This is a genomic window from Flavobacterium cauense R2A-7 (assembly GCF_000498475.1).
GTDB classification, from domain to species: Bacteria; Bacteroidota; Bacteroidia; order Flavobacteriales; family Flavobacteriaceae; genus Flavobacterium; species Flavobacterium cauense.
In genome coordinates this window covers 510561-532785 of sequence record NZ_AVBI01000001.1, presented here as the reverse complement: position 1 = coordinate 532785, position 22225 = coordinate 510561, and the positions used below count along the sequence as shown (strand labels likewise).

Sequence of the window (22225 nt, the reverse complement as noted above, 5' to 3'; positions counted from 1 at the left end):
TTTAATAAATATTTTCAATCGTTTTTATAAAAATCATAAATATTAATAATAATAAAAAAACCCACTAAATTAGTGGGTTTTTGATTTATAAAATCTATAATTAATTTTTATACGATTTCGGAAAGCAGGTGCAAAACAATTTCACTTTTCTCTGCCGATTTTAATTCGGAAAGTTGTGGTTTGAAATTTTCAAATGCGTCCCAGTCTTTTTTCAGATTTTGGATACTTTCGTAACGTACAAACGGTGATTCACTTTTGAGTGACATCGTATACAATTTGTGTAACAGTTCGGTATCAACATCCGAAGCTTTTAGGTTTTCGGAATATTTCAACACAAAATTGGAAAACAATAACGAACTCTTATTGTTGTTGATGTTTTTCTTCAAGGTATTTTGCAGCAGACTGTAATTCGAAACTGTTTTGATATTTTCACCAATCGCATTTTCAATGGCTGCTCTTTCTTCAACGGTTTCCACTTTGAAATAACGGTTGATTTCCTTCAGCGAATTGTTGATGGTATTTTCTTCTTTTTTCCCTTTTTCTTCCCAGGAATCTTTCAGATCCACGGTTTTATTGAATACCAACGCTTCAGCGGTACTGTCTCTGTCTACACAGAAATATCCCATACGCTGGAATTGGAAACTCTCCCCTTCCTGAGCGGTAGCCAAACTCGGTTCTACATAACCGGTAACGGTTTTTAAGGAATTCGGATTCACGAAATCAAGGAAATTTTTGTCTTTGTGCGTGTCCGGTGATTCGTCAAGAAACAAACGGTCGTACAAACGAATTTCCGCCGGCACGGCATGTTCCACAGAAACCCAGTGAATGGTTCCCGAAACTTTACGGTTGCTGGCTTCACTCCCACTTCCGCTTCGGCTGTCGTCGTCGTAAGTGGCATGAATTTCGGTGATAGTTCCGTTCGCGTCTTTTACAACGCGCTCGCCTTTAATGATATAGGCATTTTTTAAACGCACTTCTTTTCCTAAGGTCAGACGGAAAAACTTACCGCTGGCTTCTTCCTGAAAATCTTCTCTTTCGATGTAAATTTCTCCGGAAAACGGCACTTTTCTGTACGTCATCACGGCTTCTTCCGGATTGTTTTCTGCCTCCAGCCATTCCACTTTTCCTTCCGGATAGTTGGTAATGATTAATTTTACCGGATCGATTACCGCCATTACTCGCGGTGCGATTTTGTTCAGATCTTCGCGAACGCAGAATTCTAACAACGAAACATCGATTAAGTTGTCACGTTTAGCAATTCCGATGGTTTCGGCAAAATTCCGGATTGAAGCCGGCGTATAGCCTCTTCGGCGCATTCCAGAAATGGTACTCATTCTCGGATCGTCCCAACCGGTCACAAAATTTTCCTGAACTAATTGCAGTAATTTTCGTTTGGAAACCACAGTATGCGACAGGTTTCTTCGGGCAAATTCGCGTTGTTTCGGACGTACTTTCGTAGCATCATAAATCTGATCCAGGAACCAATCGTACAATTCGCGGTGCGGTAAAAATTCCAGTGTACAGAACGAATGCGAAATTTGTTCCAGATAATCACTTTCGCCGTGCGCCCAGTCGTACATTGGGTAAACGCACCATTTGTCACCGGTTCGGTGATGGTGTTTGTGTAATATTCTATAAATAATCGGATCGCGCATCAGCATGTTGGTGGATGTCATGTCGATTTTTGCTCTTAAAATATGCGTTCCTTCCTCGAATTCACCATTTTTCATTCTTTCGAATAAATCCAGGTTTTCTGCTACCGAACGGTTACGGAACGGTCCGTCAACACCCGGTTGTGTAGGGGTTCCTTTTTGTTTGGCCATGTCTTCCGAGGATTGGCTGTCCACATACGCCTTTCCTTTTTTAATCAGTTCCACTGCCCAGTCGTACAATTGTTGGAAATAGTCGGACGCGTAACATTCCTCAGCCCATTCATAACCCAGCCACTGCACATCACGTTTGATGGCATCTACATATTCCTGTTCTTCTTTGGCCGGATTGGTATCGTCAAAACGAAGGTTTACGGGTGCTTTATAATCGATACCCAAACCGAAATTCAGACAAATGGCACTCGCGTGACCCAAATGCAAATAGCCGTTGGGTTCCGGCGGAAAACGGAAACGTAATTTATCGGGAGACAAACCATTTTTTAAATCGTCTTCAATGATTTGTTCTATAAAATTCAATGATTTTTCTTTCGTTGACATAAGGTTGTATTAAGAGAACAAAGTTATCAAAAAATGTTGGTTATTTGGCCCATCGTTCTTTTGGATATTTGTCGTTTTATGCAGCAATAGTTCCAAAAATTCGTACTTTTATCCAATAAACGAATAACCCAATTATCGAATACACTAAAAATGGGAGTAATTAAATTAAAAAATATCCGAACATTTTCGTACCACGGTTGTTTGGTGGAGGAAGGTAAAATCGGTTCCGATTATTCGGTGGATCTGGAAATTAAAACCGATTTACGCAAATCGTCTTTTTCGGATGAACTTGCTGATACTGTGGATTATGTCCATTTGAATACAATTGTGGTCGAAGAAATGGCCATCCGTTCCAAATTGCTGGAGCACGTGGCACAACGCATCATTGCCAGGGTTTTCCATGAAATTCCTGCCGTTTCCCGAATCATCGTAGCGGTTTCTAAACTGAATCCGCCTATTGGTGGTGATGTTGAAGCAGTTACTGTACAGATAGAGGAATACCGCAGTTAATTTTTTCAAAAAGTTTACACTCTACCGTGTTGTGGCTTTGTCACAATAAAAAAATATTCTATATTTGCCCACCAATAGCAACGGCATCGTGTCCGAGTGGCTAGGAAGCGGTCTGCAAAACCGTCTACAGCGGTTCGAATCCGCTCGATGCCTCAAAAACCTTCAAGGAAACTTGGAGGTTTTTTTGTGTTTAAATTTTAAGAAAAATTAGGTAAAGAAGTGGCGGTTTTCCTGATAGCTTTTTGATGGTTTGTTCTTTAATAGACTTTTAAGGAACAAGGAGTTGGAAAACAAAGTTTAATAATCTACTGTGTAAATTCTTAAAAAGGTAATTTTTGAGATTCCTCCTCCGTCGGAATGACAAATAGAATTAAATTTTTATTGTAAATAAATATTATAAAAACTAATTGCACCAAAGGTTTAATGTGAGTTTTTAAAAAAGAAAGTCCTCACAACGAGGACTTTTATACTATTAAACTTTAAAAAAGATTAATGCGTCTGCTCCATTTTCTCCAGCTGATCTTTCACGAATTCCTTTTCTTTTGGGAACCAGCCCTGAAGCATCAGGACCAATCCGAAAATTATCAGTAAAACACTGCTCGCCTTTTTAACTTTGATAATGTTGGTGGGGGTTAATTTACTGCGCAACTGTTTGGCTAAAAGGACTTTTCCGATATCAGTGATTAAATAGGAACCGATGACGGCCGAGAAGAAAATCCCCATTCGGGAGGCTTCCATGTCAAATTTCGGTCCGAACGTAATGATAATCGCCAGCCAAAATCCCAAAACGCCAATGTTGATGAAATTCAGTAAAAATCCCTTGATGAACAGGCTCAAGTAGTCTTTTTTGATGATTTCAATCACTTCTTCATCGGGATCCATCAGCTTGTGTGCTTTGCGGAGTTTTAAAAAGGTAATCAGTCCGTAAGTAAACATGATGATGCCTCCAAAAATAAACAAGGCCGGATCGTCTTTAATGCTCTGAATCAGTCGGTAACTACTGAAATACGCTACGGCGATGAAGAAAATATCGGCCAAAACCACTCCGAAATCAAACGACATGGCTGCCCGAAAACCTTTGGTAATACTGGTTTCGAGTAGCACAAAAAAAACGGGTCCAATCATAAAACTAAGAAAGAACCCTAAAGGAATTCCGGTTAGGATGTCGTCAATCATTCAAAAACTGTTATACTTACAAAGATATAAATTTAGAATTTAGAATTCAGAATTCAGCACTCAAGTGTAGGAATTCAAAAAATTATTATTGCTTTATTTTATTCAGGTTGTGCTGACGAATAGTTCCGCCGGCAACGGTTTTTTGGTTGATTTGGCGCGGATTTCCATAAATCGTAATGTTTCCGCCGGCTCGGGTTTTGGCATCCACCAATTCTGTTGCGGTTACATCGGCTTCTCCACCAGCATTTACCACCACTACGGTTTGTTCGCCTTCCAGCGCACTTGCTTTAACCGTTCCGCCTCCCATAACCACAATATCCTGATTGTGTGCTTTTCCGGTTAAACGCACCATCGCACCCGAACCGGATTTTACCGTCACTCTTTTTACATCCAGTGTCAGTTTGATTTCGGCACCTTCTTTGGCGTTGATATTAAAATCAATACCGCTGAACGTAGCAGGACTCGAAACATAAGCGCCTTCGCTGGCTTCCACACTTTCCAGTTTTTTAAAGTATACGATGGCGGTAATTTCTTCGCCTTTCAGCAATTTTTTTAATGACATTCGAATTTTCAACTCCCCGTTTTTATTGATGAGTTCCACGTCTTCCTTGCGTTCTCCGGAAAGTTCTACTTTGGTTTCTGTACCTTCCACAAGTTGTACGGATATTTTATCGAATACTTTCACGGTAGAAAAATCACCTACATTTTTAGTAATTTTTTCCTGTGAAAAACTCAACTGTGCTGTAAAAAGCAAAGCCACTAAAACTATTTTTTTCATAACTAAAAATTTATTCCTGTTTTCTGATATAATGAAAATCCAATTGTTTTTTAACTAAATCGGCGTTCTTTACCTTAACGTAAATTTCGTCGCCCAATTGTAATAACTTGTTGGAAACTTCGCCTACCAAGGCATATTGTTTTTCGTCAAACGTGTAATAATCGTCACGGATTTCACGGATGCGTACCATACCTTCGCATTTGTTTTCGATGATTTCCACATAGATACCCCATTCGGTCACACCGGAAATGACGCCCAGAAATTCCTGATCTTTATGATCCTGCATATATTTCACCTGCATGTATTTCACGGAGTCGCGTTCGGCATTGGCGGCCAGACTTTCCATTTGTGACGAGTGCACGCATTTTTCTTCATAATCGTCTTCGTTTACACTTTTTCCGCCATCCAGATAATGCTGTAACAAACGGTGTGCCATTACATCGGGATAACGACGGATGGGTGACGTAAAATGCGAATAATAATCAAACGCCAGTCCGTAATGCCCGATATTTTCCGTAGAATAACTTGCCTTGCTCATGCTTCGGATGGCTAAGGTGTCGATTAAATTCTGTTCTTTTTTTCCCTGAACATTTTCCAGCAAGCTGTTTAGTGATTTGGAAATGCCTTGTTTCGATTTCAAATCCAGCGTATAACCGAATTTAGAAATCACGGTTTGCATGTTAATCAGCTTGTCTTCATTCGGTTCATCATGTACACGATACACAAACGTTTTCTTTTGTTTCCCGATGAATTCTGCCACTTTTCGGTTGGCCAGCAACATGAATTCTTCAATCAGATGATTGGAATCTTTGGCTTCTTTGAAGTACACGCCTACCGGTTCATCATTTTCATCCAATTTGAATTTCACTTCCACTTTGTCAAAGGAAATTGCTCCGGCCGCCATACGTTTTCGACGTAAGATTTTAGCCAGTTCGTCCATTTTTAAAGTAGCTTCCACAATCGGAGCGTCTACTTTATAGCTGCTTCCGGTGATGGAAATTTCGCTCGGAATGCTATCGCCTTTGGTTTCAATAATGTGTTGGGCTTCTTCGTAGGCAAAACGCTGATCGGAATAAATCACGGTGCGTCCAAACCATTGGTTGACCAATTCGGCTTTGTTGTTCAGTTCGAAAACGGCCGAGAACGTGTATTTTTCTTCGTGCGGACGCAACGAACACGCGAAGTTACTCAACACTTCGGGAAGCATTGGTACCACACGATCTACTAAATACACCGAGGTGGCGCGGCTGTAGGCTTCATCATCCAAAATCGTTCCTTCCTGCAGGTAATGCGACACATCGGCAATGTGAATCCCGATTTCGTAATTTCCGTTGTCCAACACCTTGAACGAAAGCGCGTCGTCAAAATCTTTCGCGTCTTTCGGGTCGATGGTGAAGGTTAAGGTGTCACGCATGTCACGGCGTTTGGCTATTTCCTCGGCGGTAATCGACGTATCGATGCGTTTAGCATAAGCCTCCACTTCCAGCGGGAAATCGTACGGCAAACCGTATTCGGCTAAAATCGCATGGATTTCCGTGTCGTGTTCGCCTGGTTTTCCGAGTACTTTAATTACCGAACCAAACGGAGAATCGGCTTTTTTGGGCCAGTCTTCCATTTTCACCAAAACAACGTCGCCATGTTGGGCCTCGCCTATTTTGTTCTTCGGAATGAAAATATCGGTGTACATTTTGGCATTGGCCGTAGTCACAAAAGCAAAATTCTTCTGAATGTCGATTACCCCAACAAATTCTTCTTTTTTACGCTCCAGAATTTCCAGAATTTCCGCTTCGGGTTTTCGGGAACTTCTGCGGTTGTAAATGTAGGCTCTCACCTTATCACCATCTAACGCGTGGTTCAGGTTGATGGCCGGTATAAAGACGTCGTGTTCCAGTTCCGGACACACGAAATAACCGGTTTTTCGGCTGGTCATATCGACTACTCCTTCGTAATATTCGGCTTTGGAAATAATCTGGTATTTCCCAATTTCGGTTTCGTGAATCTTATCCTGGGCTTTCAATACTTTTAAATCCCGGATGATTTCATTTCGGCTTTTGGTATCGGTTAGTTCTAACGCAGCGGCAATTTGTTTGTAGTTGAAGGATTTGCTCGGCTCTTTCGATAATATTTTGAATATCTGCGCCGTAAAATCCTGTTGTTTTTTTCCTAATTTTTTAGGTCTCTTACTCATAGTGTCATTTCTTAATAATGCTGAAAATTACGAATAACTATTAAGATTTTTAAGGTTAAAGCGCAATATTTATACTAAATATAACTTTTGTATCTTTAGGGAAAGCTTTTTTATGAATGATTTTGTAACCGTAGCCGTTTTTGAGTATCCGCACGAAATTACCGTGCTGAAACATCTTTTGGAGCAATTTGAAATTCAGTATTTCTTTGAAAATGAAACGATGATGAATATCGTACCAATGTATTCGCAGGCGCTGGGCGGTATCCGGCTGAAGGTGCATCCCGATGATGTGGAAGCGGTTCGGGACATTTTAAAAAAGTTGGAAGACGATTCGAATTTGAGAATTGTTTGATTTACCTTTGTACAAGATAACTGCAAAACACAACACAACAATGAAAATTTCTATCGGAAACGACCACGCCGGACCGGATTACAAAAAAGCGATTGTACAACATTTGGAAGCCAAAGGACACACCGTTATCAATCACGGAACCGATACGTTCGACAGTGTGGATTATCCGGATTTCGGTCATGCGGTAGCCAACGATGTACAAAACGGGAATGCCGATTTCGGAATCGTAATCTGCGGAAGCGGTAACGGGATTGCCATCACAGCCAACAAACACCAGGGCGTTCGCGCGGCACTTTGCTGGATGAAAGAGATTGCGGCTTTGGCCCGTCAGCACAACGATGCGAACATTATAAGCATTCCGGCGCGTTACACTTCTGTACAACAAGCCGTGGAAATGGTGGAAACGTTTTTAACTACCGATTTTGAAGGCGGAAGACACGCGACACGCGTAAATAAAATTGCCTGTCAGTAACTAAAATAATGAAAATCCGATTCTTGAACAGAATCGGATTTTTTTTAGATAGCAATCAAAAACAATGGAACACGAGCATAACCATAAAATCCACAAACACAACGTAGAAGGTAAAAACTTGGTGTATTCCATTTTACTGAATGTGGTGATTACCGTGGCTCAAGTGGTGGGCGGAATTCTTTCAGGGAGTTTGGCACTGATTTCGGATGCGCTGCACAATTTCAGCGATGTACTTTCGCTTTTATTCAGTTATGTAGCCCACAAATTATCCCGAAGAAAAGCATCGATTAACCAAACGTTTGGCTTAAAACGGGCCGAATTAATCGCGGCATTTGTTAACGCATTTACTTTGGTTCTTGTCGCGTTGTATCTGGTTTACGAAGCAATAAGCCGTTTTTTTCATCCGCACGAAATCGCTTCCGATACGGTAATCTGGCTCGCGTTGCTGGGCATAGTGGTAAACGGTGCTTCGGTTTTATTGCTTAAAAAAGACGCCGACCACAATCTGAACATGAAATCGGCTTACCTGCATTTGCTGACCGACATGATGGCTTCTGTAGCGGTGTTAGTAGGCGGTTTACTGATGAAATACTACCAAATTTACTGGATTGACAGTGTAATGACGTTACTCATCGCCATTTATTTGATTGTCGTGGGTGCCGATTTATTGCAAAAATCCACCAAAATGCTGATGCTTTTCACCCCGGAACATATTGATATCAAAGAGATGGTTCGCGAAGTGCACAAAATTCCGGGTGTTCGAAAATTACACCATATCCATGTGTGGCACCTAAACGAAGAAGAATTGCATCTGGAAGCCCATCTGGATTGTTCCGAAGATATTAAAATGAGCGAATTCAATGTGATTTTGCATCAGCTGGAAGAAGTGCTTCACGAAAAGTTCGGCATCAATCATGTTAACATCCAACCCGAATTTTATAAAGAAGATTCTAAAAATTTTATTGTTCAGGATTAAAAGAGTTTTACCTGTTCCGACTTTTAATCTGTGCTTTAAAAAAAACAATTATTTTTTGAAGGCACACTTTTTTTTAGTAATTTAACCAAAGTTTTGAATTCGAAGGATTTGCATTGCTTCTAATGATTCAAAATTTCCACTAACAACTACCACACTTTACCGAAAAACGAAAATAAAGGCAAATCTTATTTTACATAGGATTCAGACTTTTTATTTTCATTTCCAGAACTCAGGTTCTTCGGATGGCGTTTTAAAACCCGGAGATTTAATTTTTTATGTTAAACTATTTTATTATGCATGCATAATAAAATAAAATTCACCATTTTTGTTAAAACGTAAACAACACAACAATAAAAAATGACTAAATTTACAATTACCAAGCTATTAGTGGCCAATCGCGGAGAAATTGCTATCCGGGTGTTAAGAGCCGCTTCCGAATTAAAAATCGATACCGTGGCGGTTTTCACGTATGAAGACCGTTATTCCCTGCACCGTTTTAAAGCCGATCAGAGTTTCCAGATTGGCGATGAAACCGAACCGCTGAAACCCTATTTGGATATTGAGGCAATCCTAAAAGTGGCGAAAGAAAATGGAGTGGATGCGATTCATCCCGGTTATGGATTTTTATCGGAAAACGTAGATTTTGTCAGACGATGCGAGGAGGAAGGCATCATTTTTGTCGGTCCGCGCAAAGAAGCGATGCTGCAGTTGGGCGACAAAGTAGCGGCCAAAAAAGTAGCCACAACCATTGGTGTTCCGGTGATTACCGATTCCAAAAAGGATTTAAATACTGTCGAAGACGCCTTGTCTGAAGCCCAAACGATTGGTTACCCGGTCATGTTAAAAGCGGCAGCCGGCGGCGGTGGAAGAGGCATGCGTGTGGTGCGCAATGCGGAAGAAATGCAAACGGCCTTTAACAACGCCAAAAGTGAAGCGTTAAAAGCCTTTGGCGACGACACGGTATTTTTAGAAAAATTCATCGACAACCCAAAACACGTTGAGGTTCAGATTCTGGGGGATAATTTCGGGAACATTGTCCATTTGTACGAGCGCGACTGTTCCGTGCAACGAAGATTTCAAAAAGTGATTGAAATCGCGCCTTCTATTCTTAAAAACGAAACCAAACAGAAGTTATACGATTACGCTTTAAAAATTGCGAAATACGTCAATTATAACAATGCCGGAACGGTGGAATTTTTAGTCGATAAAGACGAAAACGTTTATTTCATTGAGGTCAATCCGCGCATTCAGGTTGAACATACCATCACCGAAGAAATTACGGGAATCGACATTGTACGTTCCCAAATCATCATTGCTGCCGGATATCTGTTGACGCATCGTCAGATTTTCATTCAGAGTCAGGAAGCCATCCAGTGCAAGGGTTGGGCGATTCAATGCCGCATTACCACCGAAGACACCGAGCATGATTTCAAACCCGATTACGGTACCATCATCGCCTATCGCAATGCAGGAGGTTACGGTATTCGTCTGGATGAAGGAAATTGCTATTCGGGAGTTACGGTTTCTCCTTTTTTCGATTCGATGTTGGTAAAAGTGTCTTCAAGTGGTCGAACGTTGAAAGGCGCTTCCGACCGTTTGCGAAGAACGTTGGAAGAGTTCAGAATCCGAGGCGTGAAAACCAATATGCCTTTTTTATTGAACGTATTGACGAACGATACTTTCCGTAACGGAGAAGCTACCGTAAATTTCATTCAGGAAAATCCGCAACTGACGATTCCCGATCCGGAATATTTTAACGACCGCGGTACCAAAATGCTGAAATATTTGGCCGAACTGAAAGTCAACGGGCATCCGGATGTGACGAAATACGACCCTAAAAAGGTTTTCAGAACACCGATTATTCCGGAAGTTACCCAAAAGGAATTCCCGCGAGGCACCAAGGATTTACTGAACGAAATGGGAAGGGAAGCCTTTATCGATTACATCAAAAACGAAAAGAAAATTTTCTATACCGATACCACTTTGCGTGATGCGCATCAGTCGTTGTTTGCCACTCGTTTGCGCAATTACGACATACTGAAAGTCACCGAAGGCATTGCCAAAAACTTTCCGCAACTGTTTTCGATGGAAGTCTGGGGCGGCGCTACTTTTGACGTAACGATGCGGTTTCTGCACGAAGACCCGTGGGAACGTTTGCGCCTAATCCGGAAATCGGTTCCGAATATTTTACTCCAAATGCTTATTCGGGGCAGTAATGCGGTGGGCTATGCGGCCTATCCGGACAATGTACTGGAGCAATTCATCATTAAAAGTGCCGAAAACGGTATTGATGTCTTCCGAATTTTCGATTCGCTCAACTGGTTGGAAGGCATGACACACAGCATCAAAACGGTTCGCGAAAAAACCAATGCCATTGCAGAAGCCTGCATCTGTTATACCGGCGATTTTATGAATCCGGACCGACAAAAGTTCAATCTTCAGTATTACATTGATTTAGCGAAAGCATTGGAAGCCGCCGGAGCGCACATGCTGGCCATTAAAGACATGGCCGGATTGCTCAAACCGTATGCGGCCGAAATCTTAATCAAAGAACTAAAGAAAAATATTTCCATTCCTATTCATCTGCACACGCACGATACGTCTTCGGTGCAATCCACAACGTATGCAAAAGCGATTGAAGCGGGCGTGGACATTGTGGATGTAGCCTTGGCTTCGATGAGCGGACTAACCTCGCAACCCAATTTCAACTCATTGGTAGCGATTTTGCACGGGACAGAAAGGGAAAATCCAATCAACCTCAAAAAACTGAACGAATACTCCAATTATTTTGAAGTTGTTCGCGAATATTATTATCCGTTTGAAAGCGAGTTAAAGGCCGGGACCGCGGAGGTGTACGACCATGAAATTCCAGGCGGACAATATTCCAATTTATTGCCTCAGGCTCGTTCGTTGGGATTGGAAGATAAATTTGAAATCATCAAACAAAATTATGTGGTGGTGAACGAATTGTTTGGCGATATCGTAAAAGTAACGCCGTCGTCTAAAGTGGTGGGTGATATGGCGTTGTTCATGACGTCCAATAATTTAACCGCTGCTGATGTGATGGAAAAAGGAGATACGCTGGCGTTTCCCGAATCGGTCAAACAGTTGTTCCGGGGCGATTTGGGTCAGCCGTATGGTGGATTCCCGAAAGCGTTACAGCAAATGATTCTGAAAAAAGAAATCGCTTATACCGAAAGACCCAATGCGCATTTAAAACCGATTGATTTCGATTTGGAATTGCAATTGCTGCATCAAAAATTCGACGATAAACTTACCATGGAAGATTTATTGTCGTACATCATGTTCCCGAAGGTTTTTGAAGATTTTTATACCTTCCGGAAGTATTTCGGAAAAGTGGAAAAACTTCCGACGCCTTATTTTTATTATCCGTTAAAGGCGAATGAAGAACTGATTGTGAATCTCGATTTGGGTAAAAACATGCTGATCAATTTCCGGTACATGAGCGAACCCAACGAAGACGGTTTCCGCGAAGTGTATTTTCAGATTAACGGCCAGACGCGAAACATTGTCATCAAAGACAATTCGATTCAATCCGTCAAACAGGCGAATGCGAAAGTTTCGGGAGCGGATGATATCGGTGCGCCGTTACAGGGTCGTTTGGTTAAAATTCTGGTGAAAGAAAATGAGGAAGTGGAAAAAGACACGCCGCTTTTCGTGATTGAAGCGATGAAAATGGAAACCACGATTTGCGCTCCCAAAAACGGAAAAGTAACCACCATCATTCTGAAACAGAATTCCATGATCGAGCAGAATGATTGTGTGATGCAGATTCAGTAATTTTGAAGAACTTATTTTCGAATTAATACAGACACCATGAGCTCTGAAAAGCTTTTAAAGAAACAATATTATCCCGTCAGTGCTCCGTTGTACAATTATCTGGAAAAATACAAACGGGTGGTGAAAACTACGGTTTTTTATCAGGATCTGTTGCGTTTTCAGGGTTCGGTGGTGGTGTATGACCAGAACAATGAGGACACACTTTGGGTCAGGGTTTTTTACAACGAATTCGAAAAAAAGGAAATCGATCTGAGTCTGAAAAAGATTTACACGTTGCTCCATTCCGATGGCGATGAGCGCAACATCAAAAACCTTACGGTCGATTATATTGATTTTTGCACCTTCGGAAATTCGAAGCCGTTTCGGGTGAAAATCCGTAATCTTTTAAACGACAATTACACGCATTTTTATGTCAAAATTGCCGATGCGTCAAGGATATTCGGACTCGAACTGGAACACATCCTGTCACCCAACAGTATTAACTTTTTGGTCTATAAGGAAACACTGATTGAAGAACATATTGTAGGGATTCCCGGTGATGTTTTCCTGAAACATCATTTGGACAAATGTACCGAAGCCGAGAAAGCGCAAATCGCCAAAGAGTTCGTCAAATTCAACGAGCGCTGTATGATAGGACTTTTAGGCGACATGCGTTCTTATAATTTCGTGGTAATTCCCATTTATGATTACGACCATATTGTGTTTAAAATCCGAGCCATCGATTTTGATCAGCAGTGTTACGAAGGCAATTTCAAGTTGTACAAACCGCATCTGTTCAAAGAGAATTTTCTTTTTACAAAACTGGTCAATGACAAGCTGAAAAAGAGTTCCATCGAACAATATCAAAACGAAGAACGTTCCATATTGGTAAAACGATTGGCCGGTTTTGAAGAACGGCTGAGTGAGCTGCTCGAGGCGATGAAAGCCAACGAACTTTCCCCAACGATAAATCTGGAACGGTTAAAAAAAGAAACGTATAAAGTCACCATGGACAAGAATTTTAAAAATGCAAAATCCATGGGCGAAATTATGGAAGCCGCTCTTAATTTCATGAAACGGAATTACAACAGTCACCATTCGATGGAATAGTATTTAGCTTTTCCAAATGAAATAGACGAACAAAAGTTGTAGCATAACGATACCGAAAAACTTCCACAGAAAAGAAGCTTTGGAAATCTTGTGCCGGAAAAGCAGCATTCCCGTCAAACTACCGATGGAACCGCCCGTTAGTGCCAAACCCAACAGCATTTTTTCTGAAATTCTCGATTTTTGACGCACGGCAAGCCACTTATCTGTTCCGTTAAAAAGGAAAGCCAAAGTGTTCATTGCCAAAAAATATACCGTAATCGGGTGCATTTGCGTTGTTTTTTCGCAAAGATAGGCAATGGCAAAATTTGTTACGATTATTTTAGATGATTGTTTTCTGATTCATCAATTTTCAAAATCAAGATTTAACGGTTCGCTCACGGTTTTTACGGTTATAATTTTTTTACCGGTGGTCGGCACGGAATTGTCGACGACTTCAAACGTTAATTTGTCGAACCACATTTGTCCGGTGCCGCGCAGCAAAGCACCGTAAGATATTTTGGAAGCCTTATCGGATACGTCCAGCACGATGTCGTATTTTTTCCAGTCGCTAGTACCCACCACCGGACGTTCCATCATGTTGTCAAAGGCAAGAAAACTTTGAGAATTGGCCTGACCGATGCGCAACCAAAATCCTGCTTTACCGGTTACATCTTTGGTTTTGATGTAACCGCTCAACCGGATTCTTTTGCCTTTGAATTTATCCGGTGAAGAACTTTGCATCAGAGTACCATAGCCTTCAACTACATTTTCGATGGATTTGATGGTGGCAGCGTTTTTTCCGTCCATACCGGCACCTTTGTCGATTCCCATTTCATAACTGTCGGATTTACTGCCCGCTTTGAACCAACCGGAAGGTATTTCAAAGGCCAGCAACATAAAAATAACGGCGATAAAAAAGATTGCTTTTAAAGTAATTGTTTTCATTTTTTGAATGTGTTAATTGGACTTCCCTTTGTGTAGGTTAGTAGTTTTTTTAAAGTTTATAACACTGAAAATGAAGCTATTATAAAGTTATGAAAAAAAGTGCGAAACACATCGGAAAGCCCTGTTTTTTCGTTGATGTTCAAAAAGAATCGGATAATCTGTACAAAAAGCAAATTATAGTACCGCGACAGGAAAAATAAACCGTAAAGATGTTATTTTAGCGCTCTTATTTCATTTCAAAATTTCATGACTGCAATCGATTATATTCTGAAGTTTGTTCCGACGGCTTCCAAAAACATAGAAAGTACTTTACAGCTTTTGGCGGAAGACTGTACCATTCCTTTTATCGCCCGTTACCGTAAAGACAAAACCGGTAATCTTGATGAGGTGCAAATTGAAAACATTGCCAAATACAGCAAGCAGTTTGCCGAAATTGTAAAACGAAAAGAAAGCATTTTAAAATCGATTGAAGAACAAAATGTGCTTTCCCCGGAATTAAAAAGTAAAATCGAAAACAGTTTCGATTTGCAGGAACTGGAAGATTTCTACCTGCCGTACAAAAAGAAAAAGAAAACCAAAGCCGATACGGCCCGTGAAAACGGATTGGAACCGTTGGCGAAAATCATCATGGCACAGAATTCGGATGATGTCGAGTATCTCGCTTCCAAATACCTGAATGATAAAGTGGTAAATGAAGACGAAGCCTTGCAAGGTGCCCGCGACATTATTGCGGAATGGATCAACGAAAACATTTTCATCCGTAAAAACTTGCGAAGATTGTTTCAGCGCAAGGCGACTATCTCTACTAAAGTAGTGAAAGCCAAAAAAGAGGAGGAAGGCGCCAAAAAATTCGAACAATATTTTGATTGGAGCGAACCGGTTTCCAAAGCACCGGCACACCGATTACTGGCGATGCTTCGTGCGGAAAATGAAGGCTTCATCAAAGTGTCGGTCGAAGTGGAAAAGGAGGAAGCCCTTGGTTTTATCGAAGACAACATCATCAAAAACAATAACGAGACGGCGGGTCAGTTGAAGTTAGCGATTAAAGACAGTTACAAACGTTTGCTGGAACCGGCGATTTCGAATGAAACGCTTCAGGAAGCCAAAGCCAAAGCGGATGTGAATTCCATTCAGGTTTTTGCGGCCAATTTGAGTCAGCTTTTGTTGGCGTCTCCGTTGGGCGAAAAACGAATTCTCGCGATTGACCCAGGATTCCGAACCGGTTGTAAAGTGGTTTGTTTGGATGAAAAAGGCGATTTATTGTACAACGAAACCATTTTCCCGCATGCGCCGCAGAATGAAACTGCAATGGCGATGAAAAAAATCCGTTCGATGGTGAATGCTTATAATATTGAAGCGATTTCGATTGGTAACGGAACGGCTTCGCGCGAAACGGAATTTTTCATCAAGAAAATCGCTTTTGACAAACCGGTGCAGGTATTTGTGGTTTCCGAAGCCGGTGCGTCGGTGTATTCGGCCTCAAAAATCGCGAGAGAAGAGTTTCCGAGTTATGATGTGACGGTGCGTGGCGCGGTTTCCATTGGAAGACGATTGAGTGATCCGTTGGCGGAATTGGTGAAAATCGATCCGAAATCCATCGGCGTAGGCCAGTACCAACACGATGTCGATCAGACCAAACTGAAAGAGGAACTGGACAATACGGTTATCCGTTGCGTGAACTCGGTGGGCATCAATATCAATACGGCGAGTAAATCGTTGTTGAGCTATGTGTCGGGAATAGGCGAGAAGATGGCCGAAAATATTGTAACGTACAGAAGTGAAAACGGTCCATTCGAGGACCGAAAGCAACTAAAAAAAGTACCCCGCTTGGGCGAAAAAGCCTATCAGCAGGCGGCGGCGTTTATCCGAATCAAGGAAGGAAAAAACCCGTTGGACAATTCGGCCGTGCATCCGGAAGCGTACGGCATTGTGGAAAAAATGGCGAAGGATTTGGGCATCAAAACCCATGAACTTATCGCCAACAAAGAAAAAATCGCTGCCATTAAACCGGAAAATTATATCACGAACGATATCGGGATTTTGGGACTGAAAGACATTCTGAAAGAACTGGAAAAACCGGGACTGGATCCGAGGAAAGCCGCCAAAGTATTCGAGTTCGACCCGAATGTAAAAACGATAAAAGACCTGCGCACCGGAATGGTGTTGCCGGGCATCGTGAACAATATTACCAATTTCGGCTGTTTCGTTGATGTGGGTATTAAGGAAAGTGGTTTGGTTCACATTTCGCAACTCAAGGAAGGTTTTGTGTCGGATGTGAACGAAGTCGTGAAACTCCACCAACACGTGCAGGTGAAAGTCACCGAGGTGGATGAAGCCCGAAAACGCATTCAGCTTTCGATGATTTTATAAAAAAGAAAATCCCAAATACCTTATGGCGTTTGGGATTTTTATTTGGTATTGAAAAAACTATTGTTTGTTTTCTTCGTCTTCTTTTTTTGCTGCTGGAGCCTGATCTTCTCCTTTGGATGCTTTTTTAAATTCGTTGATTCCGCTTCCAAGCCCTTTCATTAATTCCGGAATTTTTTTACCTCCAAAAAGTAAAACAATCACTACTACGATTAAAATTATTTCGGTTGCCCCTAATTTTCCCATGACTCTTTAATAATTATGTTTTTGATAATTTACTTCAAACTTATGCGACAAAGTTAGACATAAAAACTATTTGTCAAACAACTATTGCTTTGTTTTTAAAGAAAGTAGCCGAAATTTAGGTTTTCTTTAACCAAAAAGACGAAAAGGTTTACCAAAACCTAATGCAATCCAAGGCGATATTTTTTATATTTGTGAATCAAACCGAAAGCATGTCCGAGAAAAGACTGAAACGCCAGAAAATCAAGAAAAAACTCTTCAGTAAAAACCGTTTGGTCATCCTGAATGAAGATACGTTTGAAGAAATGTTTTCCCTCCGGTTGACCCTGATGAATGTTTTCGTGGTAGCCACCATAGGAGCCGTATTGATTATTTTTGTCACGACTTATATTATAGCCTTTACACCGTTGCGCGAATACATTCCCGGTTACGCCTCTACCGATTTAAAAAAGAAAGCAGTAGAACTCACATTAAAATCCGATTCGCTGGAACAGGCCATGAAGCGTAACAATCAGTATGTAGAATCCATCAAAAAAGTGTTAAACGGCGATTTGGAATATGCCAAATTAAACATCGATTCGATTATCGTAGCTGAGAAAATTGATCCGGAAGCAGCAGATTTACAACCGTCTGAAAACGAATTGGAATTGCGAAAAGAAGTCGAATCCAAAACCAAAAAGAACTAATGGAGTGGACAGCCAATTTATGGGAAATGCCGTTATTGTGCGGTATTATTTTTATGATTGCCGCCATAGTGATGTATGTTTTTCCGCCTAAAAAAATAAATTCCCTTTACGGATACCGAACGTCAAATTCTATGAAATCGGAAGACCGCTGGCATTTTGCACAACGCTTTTCAACCCTAAAAATGGCCCAAGGCAGTGTTTTTTTATTGCTTTCCTCATTCTTAGGATTGCTGATTAAAATAGACGGTAAATTGCTCATGGTGCCGGGCATCATCTTTCCGTTACTGGTGGTTTTCTACATTCTTTTTTCGACTGAAACCGCGCTTAAAAATAAATTTCCAAACACCTGATACCAATGTCTTTAAAAGCATTTTTTGCCAAACAGTTCGCTGCCCTCATCCACCATAAAACCCAAAAATGGGTTACTAATCCTGTGGAAATCCAGCAAAGAGTTTTTGAGCAGTTACTCGCTGAAGCAAAAAACACGCAGTTTGGAAAAGACCATCACTTTTCGGAAATAAAAACAACCGAAGATTTTGCTCAAAAAGTTCCCGTTCGCGATTATGAAGCATTAAAACCGTATGTCGACAGGGTAGTGAAAGGCGAAGAAAATGTGTTGTGGAAAGGAAAACCGATTTATTTTGCCAAAACTTCCGGCACGACTTCCGGAGCAAAATATATTCCGCTTACGAAGGAATCCATGCCCTATCACATCGAAGCGGCCCGAAATGCAATTCTGAGTTACATCCACGAAACCGGAAAGGCCGATTTTGTCGACGGAAAAATGATTTTTTTACAAGGAAGTCCGATTCTGGAAGAAAAAAACGGCATCAAACTCGGACGTCTTTCAGGAATCGTCGCGCATTATGTTCCGAAATATTTGCAGAAAAACCGCATGCCAAGTTGGGAAACCAATTGCATTGACGATTGGGAAACGAAAGTCGATGCGATTGTAGAAGAAACCATCAACGAGAATATGGCGGTCATCTCCGGAATTCCGTCTTGGGTACAGATGTATTTCGAAAAATTATCGGCGAAAGCGAACAAACCCGTAGGCGATATTTTCAAAAATTTCAATCTGTTTATTTACGGCGGGGTGAATTACGAGCCGTACCGCGCGAAATTCGAAAACCTTATCGGTCGTAAAGTAGATTCGATTGAGTTGTTTCCGGCTTCCGAAGGGTTTTTCGCTTATCAGGATTCCCAAAATGAAAAAGGCATGTTGCTGTTGCTGAATTCCGGAATTTTCTACGAATTCATCAAAGCCGATGAATTTCACACCGAAAACCCAAAACGCCACACGATTGGTGAGGTGGAATTGGGTATTAATTACGTTTTAATTTTATCTACCAACGCCGGACTTTGGGCGTACAACATTGGTGATACCGTTCAGTTCACGAGTCTGAAACCCTTTCGTATTATCGTTTCCGGTCGGATCAAACACTACATTTCCGCTTTTGGCGAACACGTTATCGGAAAAGAAGTGGAAGCCGCGTTGCAGGAAGCGATGGAAGGAACGGAAGTACGCGTGAATGAATTTACCGTAGCACCGCAAATCACTCCGAGAGAAGGGTTGCCGTATCACGAATGGTTCATCGAATTTGAGAACGAACCCAATAATCCGGACGAATTTGCGTTAAAAATCGATGCCGCAATGCGCAAGCAGAATGTGTATTACGACGATTTGATTGCGGGACACGTATTGCGAACCGTTGTTATTAAAATGATTCCGAAAAATGGTTTTCAGGATTATATGAAATCCATCGGGAAATTAGGCGGACAAAATAAATTGCCACGATTGTCGAACGACCGTAAAATTGCGGAACAACTTGAAAAACTGTAAAGTAATAATGAAACCTATTACCGTTCTTTTTTTGTTTTTATCGACTTTCGTTTCAGCTCAAATAAAAGGCATCGTTGTGGATGAAAACCACAAACCGATTCCGTATGTGAGTATTTGGGTGGAAAATGAAACTATCGGTACCACTTCCGAAGAAAACGGACAATTTGAAATTCACGTTTCGGATAACAATAAAAAGCTGATTTTTTCATCGTTGGGTTTTGAAAAGAAAATCATCAAAGCAGCCGACGCAAAAGAGGTTATTTTAAAATCGACGGCATACGACCTGAAGGAAATTGTTGTGTCCAATCGCAAACAAACCAAGGAAATAGAGATTGGCCAATCCAAAACCGAAATTCTCCAAGCCTTTGACAACGGTCCGAAAATTGACGCCAAATTCTTCCCGTATAAACAGTCGTACAACAAAACAAGATTTATAAAACAAATTTCCATTTTAACCGACAGCAGTATTGACAACGCCAGCATTAAAATTCATTTATACAGTGTGGATGCCAATGGGTTTCCCGGCGACGAACTTTTAGATAAAGATTTTATTGTTTCCCTGAAAAAAGGTGTGGTGAAACAAAAAATTGATGTATCGGATTTCAATTTGATTCTGCCGAAAACAGGAATTTTTGTAGCCTATGAAAAGTTGCTGATTGCCAACAACAGGATTGAAAAAAAGAATACCGATTCCAATACGAAACTCGTAAAAACACAGATTACATTTGCGCCGTTAGTGCTCTATAATTTTGTGGAGCGGGACTTTTTTTACACGTTTTCAGGTGGAAAATGGAACAAGCAGGTTCCGGATCCGAGCGACACTTCGTATCCCAAAATGAGGGTTTACGAACCGGTTATCCATCTGAAATTAACGAACTAAAAATAAAAACCTATATTTGTGGGTTAGAAAATAAGATATTTAATGAAAGAATTAAAGAACATTTCGCGCTCCAGAGCGCAAGAGTCGTCGGCAGCTATCGAACGACTGTACATTACCATGCGTCATTTGTTTAACCGCGGTTTCTACAAACCGATGGGGGTTTCAGGGGAAACTTTACGTGAAGCATTATTGTCCTTACGACCTGAAATCTACGGAACTATTGCCGAAGAAAAGGTCGAATTGAACGGATTACTATACGTTATCGAACGTTTACCGGTTGGGATCGAAGAATGCCGTTACATCAATTTAACTTCGGATGAAGGCTATTCGAAATCGCATTTTTTACCGATTGTCCCTCCCAAAAGAAGAAGAAACTGTTACCGAATTGACGACGAACAGATGAACATTGAAATCACCCGTGGCCGTTCGGATATTTATGATATTTTAACGCATTTGACCTTCATTTTCATCGAATCCCACAAAATTAAAGACCGTGTTTTAATTGATGAAGAAGGAAGATTGACCCGCGATTGGGAAAAATTAGAACAGGTAGTACTTCAGAATAAAAAATTAACCCTGATTGACCGAGAGAAAGCAATTTCTCATGCGTCGAATATTTTAGGAAGAACCTTTGCGGAAGTTATCGACATCTATGAAGGCTTCGGAACCAAAGAAAAACCAGACCGTTTCTTACACGTAATTTATTGGTTAGGAAAATTGGCCATTGAGGAAGTGGTGGACAACAACAAACGTACGATTACATTCAGTCCGATTTTAAGAGAACGTTTGGGACATCACATTTACGGAGAAATCTGGGCCAATAATATTAAACAAGTTTTAGAACAAAACGATTTATTGGCGCGCCCAATTCATATCATCAGTGCGAACATGCACAGTGTGATGAATTCGGTTTTTGCCGAACCGGTTTTGGGCAGCAAATACAAAGCGGCGGATGAATTTCAGATTTTTGAAGATCTGAGTAAATCCGGAAACGACGCCTTGCGCAAGAAAGTGGAAGAATTTGCGTTACAACACGGGATGATTTCACTGCCGGATACATCAGGAACGAATATCGACGTGCAGATTTTTGATACCGCTAAAATCGACATCAAAAAATCAGCGTTTCCAAAAGCGACTTTCGGAAAAGAAAAGCCAGTATTGATTGTAATGGATTATGCCTTCGGAGAGCAGGCTTTCGAAACGATTGACGAGTTGTTGAAACCTTATAAAACCGCTAACGGAAAAATATTCCTGAATGTGGAGTCGGTTTCCATCATGGGGAAAGCCGGGATTTTACAGGGTGGAAAAGGGGATATCATGATTCCGAACGCCCATGTGAATGAAGGAACTGCTGATAATTATCCGTTCGAAAACGAATTGACAGCGGAAATGTTTGAAGGCAACGATATTCCGGTTTTTGCCGGGCCAATGGTTACGGTTTTGGGAACGTCGCTTCAGAACAAAGATTTGTTGCAGTTTTTCCACGACTCGACCTGGGGTGCTATCGGATTGGAAATGGAAGGGGCTTATTACCAAAAGGCAATTCAGTCGGCTTCTAAAATCCGTAAGAGCATCAACCCGAATGTAAAAGTACGCTATGCGTATTATGCTTCGGATAATCCTTTGGAAACAGGAAGTACCTTGGCGTCCGGAGGATTGGGAACAACCGGTGTTAAGCCAACCTACCTTATTACCATTAAAATAATAGAACAGATTTTTAACGTAAAATAATT

At 41.1% G+C, this 22225-nt stretch carries 19 protein-coding genes and 1 tRNA gene; 13 read left to right on the top strand and 7 right to left on the bottom strand.

Annotation, left to right across the window (positions count from 1 at the left end):
• Positions 1 to 107: 107 nt before the first annotated feature.
• Positions 108 to 2207, bottom strand: a complete 2100-nt coding sequence (locus FCR2A7T_RS02435) for a glutamine--tRNA ligase/YqeY domain fusion protein (RefSeq protein ID WP_023569679.1) — start codon at positions 2205 to 2207, stop codon at positions 108 to 110.
• A gap of 150 nt (positions 2208 to 2357) precedes the next feature.
• On the opposite strand from FCR2A7T_RS02435, the gene folB reads away from it, so the two are divergent.
• Together folB and FCR2A7T_RS02425 are read left to right on the top strand one after the other, a co-directional pair.
• Positions 2358 to 2717, top strand: a complete 360-nt coding sequence (folB, locus tag FCR2A7T_RS02430; RefSeq protein ID WP_023569678.1) for a dihydroneopterin aldolase — start codon at positions 2358 to 2360, stop codon at positions 2715 to 2717.
• Between the two features lie 82 nt (positions 2718 to 2799).
• A tRNA-Cys gene (locus FCR2A7T_RS02425) sits at positions 2800 to 2870 on the top strand.
• 336 nt (positions 2871 to 3206) lie between these two features.
• Here FCR2A7T_RS02425 and FCR2A7T_RS02420 read toward each other — a convergent pair.
• The 3 genes from FCR2A7T_RS02420 to rnr all read right to left on the bottom strand — a co-directional run bounded on the left by FCR2A7T_RS02420 (position 3207) and on the right by rnr (position 6859).
• Positions 3207 to 3893, bottom strand: coding sequence for a LysE family translocator (locus tag FCR2A7T_RS02420; protein ID WP_023569677.1), 687 nt, complete (start codon positions 3891 to 3893; stop codon positions 3207 to 3209).
• 85 nt (positions 3894 to 3978) lie between these two features.
• Positions 3979 to 4671, bottom strand: a complete 693-nt coding sequence (locus FCR2A7T_RS02415; RefSeq protein ID WP_023569676.1) for a head GIN domain-containing protein — start codon at positions 4669 to 4671, stop codon at positions 3979 to 3981.
• A 10-nt stretch (positions 4672 to 4681) separates the two neighbouring features.
• On the bottom strand, positions 4682 to 6859 hold the full coding sequence (gene rnr / locus FCR2A7T_RS02410) for a ribonuclease R (protein ID WP_023569675.1): 2178 nt from the start codon (positions 6857 to 6859) through the stop codon (positions 4682 to 4684).
• Positions 6860 to 6971: 112 nt separating this feature from the next.
• On the opposite strand from rnr, the gene FCR2A7T_RS02405 reads away from it, so the two are divergent.
• From FCR2A7T_RS02405 to FCR2A7T_RS02385, 5 genes are all read left to right on the top strand, one after another.
• Complete coding sequence (locus FCR2A7T_RS02405; RefSeq protein ID WP_023569674.1) at positions 6972 to 7211, top strand: putative signal transducing protein; 240 nt, start codon at positions 6972 to 6974, stop codon at positions 7209 to 7211.
• Between the two features lie 40 nt (positions 7212 to 7251).
• Positions 7252 to 7683, top strand: a complete 432-nt coding sequence (gene rpiB / locus FCR2A7T_RS02400; RefSeq protein ID WP_023569673.1) for a ribose 5-phosphate isomerase B — start codon at positions 7252 to 7254, stop codon at positions 7681 to 7683.
• 64 nt (positions 7684 to 7747) lie between these two features.
• Positions 7748 to 8659, top strand: coding sequence for a cation diffusion facilitator family transporter (locus FCR2A7T_RS02395; protein WP_023569672.1), 912 nt, complete (start codon positions 7748 to 7750; stop codon positions 8657 to 8659).
• A gap of 357 nt (positions 8660 to 9016) precedes the next feature.
• On the top strand, positions 9017 to 12460 hold the full coding sequence (locus FCR2A7T_RS02390) for a pyruvate carboxylase (RefSeq protein ID WP_023569671.1): 3444 nt from the start codon (positions 9017 to 9019) through the stop codon (positions 12458 to 12460).
• A 36-nt stretch (positions 12461 to 12496) separates the two neighbouring features.
• Positions 12497 to 13549 (top strand): hypothetical protein, encoded by a 1053-nt coding sequence (locus FCR2A7T_RS02385; RefSeq protein WP_023569670.1) that lies wholly within the window; start codon positions 12497 to 12499, stop codon positions 13547 to 13549.
• 3 nt (positions 13550 to 13552) lie between these two features.
• Here the strand turns inward: FCR2A7T_RS02385 and FCR2A7T_RS02380 are convergent, their stop codons facing one another.
• Together FCR2A7T_RS02380 and FCR2A7T_RS02375 are read right to left on the bottom strand one after the other, a co-directional pair.
• Entirely contained in the window at positions 13553 to 13816 is a 264-nt protein-coding gene (locus FCR2A7T_RS02380; RefSeq protein WP_023569669.1) for a DUF1294 domain-containing protein, read from the bottom strand.
• 75 nt (positions 13817 to 13891) lie between these two features.
• Positions 13892 to 14473 (bottom strand): hypothetical protein, encoded by a 582-nt coding sequence (locus tag FCR2A7T_RS02375; RefSeq protein ID WP_023569668.1) that lies wholly within the window; start codon positions 14471 to 14473, stop codon positions 13892 to 13894.
• Positions 14474 to 14719: 246 nt separating this feature from the next.
• Here FCR2A7T_RS02375 and FCR2A7T_RS02370 point away from each other — a divergent pair, with 246 nt between their 5' ends.
• Positions 14720 to 16843 (top strand): Tex family protein, encoded by a 2124-nt coding sequence (locus tag FCR2A7T_RS02370; protein WP_023569667.1) that lies wholly within the window; start codon positions 14720 to 14722, stop codon positions 16841 to 16843.
• Positions 16844 to 16900: 57 nt separating this feature from the next.
• Here FCR2A7T_RS02370 and tatA read toward each other — a convergent pair whose 3' ends face one another.
• Entirely contained in the window at positions 16901 to 17086 is a 186-nt protein-coding gene (tatA, locus tag FCR2A7T_RS02365) for a twin-arginine translocase TatA/TatE family subunit (RefSeq protein WP_023569666.1), read from the bottom strand.
• A 209-nt stretch (positions 17087 to 17295) separates the two neighbouring features.
• Here tatA and FCR2A7T_RS02360 point away from each other — a divergent pair, with 209 nt between their 5' ends.
• From FCR2A7T_RS02360 to FCR2A7T_RS02340, 5 genes are read left to right on the top strand one after another with little or no spacing between them, the layout of a single operon-like run.
• Complete coding sequence (locus FCR2A7T_RS02360) at positions 17296 to 17769, top strand: hypothetical protein (protein WP_035116894.1); 474 nt, start codon at positions 17296 to 17298, stop codon at positions 17767 to 17769.
• Complete coding sequence (locus tag FCR2A7T_RS14625) at positions 17769 to 18119, top strand: SdpI family protein (RefSeq protein ID WP_051369485.1); 351 nt, start codon at positions 17769 to 17771, stop codon at positions 18117 to 18119. The genes FCR2A7T_RS02360 and FCR2A7T_RS14625 overlap by 1 nt, the downstream gene beginning before the upstream one ends.
• A gap of 5 nt (positions 18120 to 18124) precedes the next feature.
• Positions 18125 to 19612: a GH3 auxin-responsive promoter family protein gene (locus tag FCR2A7T_RS02350; protein ID WP_023569664.1), complete on the top strand. Its 1488-nt coding sequence runs from the start codon at positions 18125 to 18127 to the stop codon at positions 19610 to 19612.
• A gap of 7 nt (positions 19613 to 19619) precedes the next feature.
• On the top strand, positions 19620 to 20492 hold the full coding sequence (locus FCR2A7T_RS02345; RefSeq protein ID WP_023569663.1) for a carboxypeptidase-like regulatory domain-containing protein: 873 nt from the start codon (positions 19620 to 19622) through the stop codon (positions 20490 to 20492).
• Between the two features lie 42 nt (positions 20493 to 20534).
• Complete coding sequence (locus tag FCR2A7T_RS02340) at positions 20535 to 22223, top strand: DUF6909 family protein (protein WP_023569662.1); 1689 nt, start codon at positions 20535 to 20537, stop codon at positions 22221 to 22223.
• The last annotated feature ends 2 nt before the right edge of the window (positions 22224 to 22225 follow it).

Excerpts from the sequence above, each read along its gene's own strand:
- FCR2A7T_RS02375 (WP_023569668.1), bottom strand. The coding sequence starts at position 14,473 with ATGAAAACAATTACTTTAAAAGCAATCTTTTTTATCGCCGTTATTTTT.
- FCR2A7T_RS02345 (WP_023569663.1), top strand. The coding sequence starts at position 19,620 with ATGAAACCTATTACCGTTCTTTTTTTGTTTTTATCGACTTTCGTTTCA.
- tatA (WP_023569666.1), bottom strand. The coding sequence starts at position 17,086 with ATGGGAAAATTAGGGGCAACCGAAATAATTTTAATCGTAGTAGTGATT.
- FCR2A7T_RS14625 (WP_051369485.1), top strand. The coding sequence starts at position 17,769 with ATGGAGTGGACAGCCAATTTATGGGAAATGCCGTTATTGTGCGGTATT.
- FCR2A7T_RS02395 (WP_023569672.1), top strand. The coding sequence starts at position 7,748 with ATGGAACACGAGCATAACCATAAAATCCACAAACACAACGTAGAAGGT.
- FCR2A7T_RS02360 (WP_035116894.1), top strand. The coding sequence starts at position 17,296 with ATGTCCGAGAAAAGACTGAAACGCCAGAAAATCAAGAAAAAACTCTTC.
- FCR2A7T_RS02370 (WP_023569667.1), top strand. The coding sequence starts at position 14,720 with ATGACTGCAATCGATTATATTCTGAAGTTTGTTCCGACGGCTTCCAAA.
- rnr (WP_023569675.1), bottom strand. The coding sequence starts at position 6,859 with ATGAGTAAGAGACCTAAAAAATTAGGAAAAAAACAACAGGATTTTACG.
- FCR2A7T_RS02380 (WP_023569669.1), bottom strand. The coding sequence starts at position 13,816 with ATGCACCCGATTACGGTATATTTTTTGGCAATGAACACTTTGGCTTTC.
- FCR2A7T_RS02435 (WP_023569679.1), bottom strand. The coding sequence starts at position 2,207 with ATGTCAACGAAAGAAAAATCATTGAATTTTATAGAACAAATCATTGAA.
- FCR2A7T_RS02420 (WP_023569677.1), bottom strand. The coding sequence starts at position 3,893 with ATGATTGACGACATCCTAACCGGAATTCCTTTAGGGTTCTTTCTTAGT.
- FCR2A7T_RS02340 (WP_023569662.1), top strand. The coding sequence starts at position 20,535 with ATGAAAGAATTAAAGAACATTTCGCGCTCCAGAGCGCAAGAGTCGTCG.
- FCR2A7T_RS02385 (WP_023569670.1), top strand. The coding sequence starts at position 12,497 with ATGAGCTCTGAAAAGCTTTTAAAGAAACAATATTATCCCGTCAGTGCT.
- FCR2A7T_RS02350 (WP_023569664.1), top strand. The coding sequence starts at position 18,125 with ATGTCTTTAAAAGCATTTTTTGCCAAACAGTTCGCTGCCCTCATCCAC.
- FCR2A7T_RS02415 (WP_023569676.1), bottom strand. The coding sequence starts at position 4,671 with ATGAAAAAAATAGTTTTAGTGGCTTTGCTTTTTACAGCACAGTTGAGT.
- FCR2A7T_RS02390 (WP_023569671.1), top strand. The coding sequence starts at position 9,017 with ATGACTAAATTTACAATTACCAAGCTATTAGTGGCCAATCGCGGAGAA.
- folB (WP_023569678.1), top strand. The coding sequence starts at position 2,358 with ATGGGAGTAATTAAATTAAAAAATATCCGAACATTTTCGTACCACGGT.
- FCR2A7T_RS02405 (WP_023569674.1), top strand. The coding sequence starts at position 6,972 with ATGAATGATTTTGTAACCGTAGCCGTTTTTGAGTATCCGCACGAAATT.
- rpiB (WP_023569673.1), top strand. The coding sequence starts at position 7,252 with ATGAAAATTTCTATCGGAAACGACCACGCCGGACCGGATTACAAAAAA.